Below are 1,849 nucleotides of genomic sequence, written 5' to 3' on the forward strand. Positions count from 1 at the left end.
CCTCGTGTCATGTTGTTATAAGTCCACAATTCTCTTTTCTCTGGATTATAGGTAAAGTACCTCAAGATATTTCCCTCTTTATCTTTCGTTACAAATTTGTTGGGTTCAATTTGCTCAAATAGAATGATCACGGGGTCTTCTTTTCCTCTACCAGAACATTCAAATATCCAACCATTTGCCACATTGGGATTTGCGATGGCATAGCCACTTTTTTCAGTCATGTCATCATATAGATAATAGACCTCTGGAGTAGCATCGGATCGAGTGGTTGATCCACTGAGAGATTGAATCAGATTATAGGTCTTGACAGATACAGAACCCATATTGGATTTTTGAATAAGAGGAGCATCAGTTTCAATGAGGATTGTGTCATTGAGCATTGTATTATTCTCTACAATGCTTGCGCTTGATTCCGGAATGTCCTCTTGAGATGTACATGCAATAGCAATTGCAGAAGTCGCAATAACTGCGAGTGCTGAAGAAATCAGCGAAAATTTAGTTTTAGAGTTGAACATAATAAATTTGATTATATTTAATATATACGCAACTGGTTTTAAAGCCAATTACATTTTTATGCTAATTATGTTATTTCAAGATTGAATGATTCAACGTATTTATTTGGAGAGTTAAACTTATTTAATGGAATAAATTCCTAATTATGGCAGTTTTATGGAACCTTTTGCAATCCAAGTTTCACCTATTATTTCTATAGTATATCGACCTGGAGTATTAATTGAAAAAGAAGCGTTGATTTCTGACTCATACCCCACAAGCACACCATTTAAATAAAGGAATACTTCTCCTTTCGCCTCACCATCGTATGAAATGTTGATGGTATTGCTTTCCGCATTATAGTATGCGTCTATACTTATACGCATGGGAGCACGATGAACCGTTGATGTTCCGTCCGAAATAGACTCGAATTCCAAAGCAACACTATGAGAGTTATCGCTTTTTGAACCTTCAGCAAATGATGGAAGTGCGATTGCCATCATTACAAGAATAAGAGTTAAAATCTTTTTCATTTCAATTGCGTTTTAGTTGATTTTGATGCTGCAAAATTACAAAGACAGACTTTCATCCTCCAAAACAAAACTTTCATATTTTGAAAATATTTTAAATTGTAAATTATTGATAAATAATCTATTGTTATTTGGGTTAAAAATTATTTTGGCGCAATTACTCTCGTACTTTCATATTTGGCTGATTATGGAAGTACGAGAGTGATTATATGGATATTTTAGGCTTTTATTTACAAGATGAGGTCAATGAAATGTGCATAAAACAATGACAGGTTACGCACCAATAATAGTGTGCAACCTGTCATTTCCAATATAATATAAGGTATAGGCGTTGTTTAGATTTCGTGTATCTGATTACAGACTTTTGAGAAGTTTCCTGACGTATATGCCTATGTTGGTCTCATGCTTGTCAATTCCCAATTTCTTTCGGATAGCACTGCTGGTATTGACGTGGCTACGTTTCTTCATATAGTTGCCAACCTCCTTACCCCGCAAACCGATTGCGTAAAGACATACATAGTTTATCTCTTCAACAGTCAGATCATGGTCTTCAAAATACTGTATGAAGTGGGGATGCGAGGCTTGGAATGCCAGTCTGTTTGAATTCATAAATCCTTCACTGTCTTCCGTCAGCTTCATGACCCATGAATCATACTGCTTTACATATTGGTCATTGTCTGTGATATGGCTTGCCAACAGTGAATTAAGCATCTCAATGCGTATCTTGATAGTGTCTTGTACCTCCTGCGGAAGTTCCTCTTTGACATCAATAAGAGCCTTCAGACTTTCGCTCTCATTTTCAAGTTCCGTCACACGATGCGCCAGAT

General features: G+C 36.2%; 3 protein-coding genes. All 3 read right to left on the reverse strand.

Going from position 1 to position 1,849, the window contains the following annotated elements; all coding sequences use genetic code 11:
• On the reverse strand, positions 1-515 hold a 515-nt coding region (locus E5331_RS20010; RefSeq protein ID WP_135986424.1), incomplete at its 3' end, for a hypothetical protein.
• A gap of 141 nt (positions 516-656) precedes the next feature.
• Positions 657-1,025: a hypothetical protein gene (locus E5331_RS20015; RefSeq protein WP_123484678.1), complete on the reverse strand. Its 369-nt coding sequence runs from the start codon at positions 1,023-1,025 to the stop codon at positions 657-659.
• A 351-nt stretch (positions 1,026-1,376) separates the two neighbouring features.
• The coding region (locus E5331_RS20530) for a hypothetical protein (protein WP_168355327.1) at positions 1,377-1,849 on the reverse strand (473 nt) is incomplete at its 5' end.

This window comes from Lepagella muris (genome assembly GCF_004793975.1).
Classification (GTDB): Bacteria; Bacteroidota; Bacteroidia; order Bacteroidales; family Muribaculaceae; genus Lepagella; species Lepagella muris.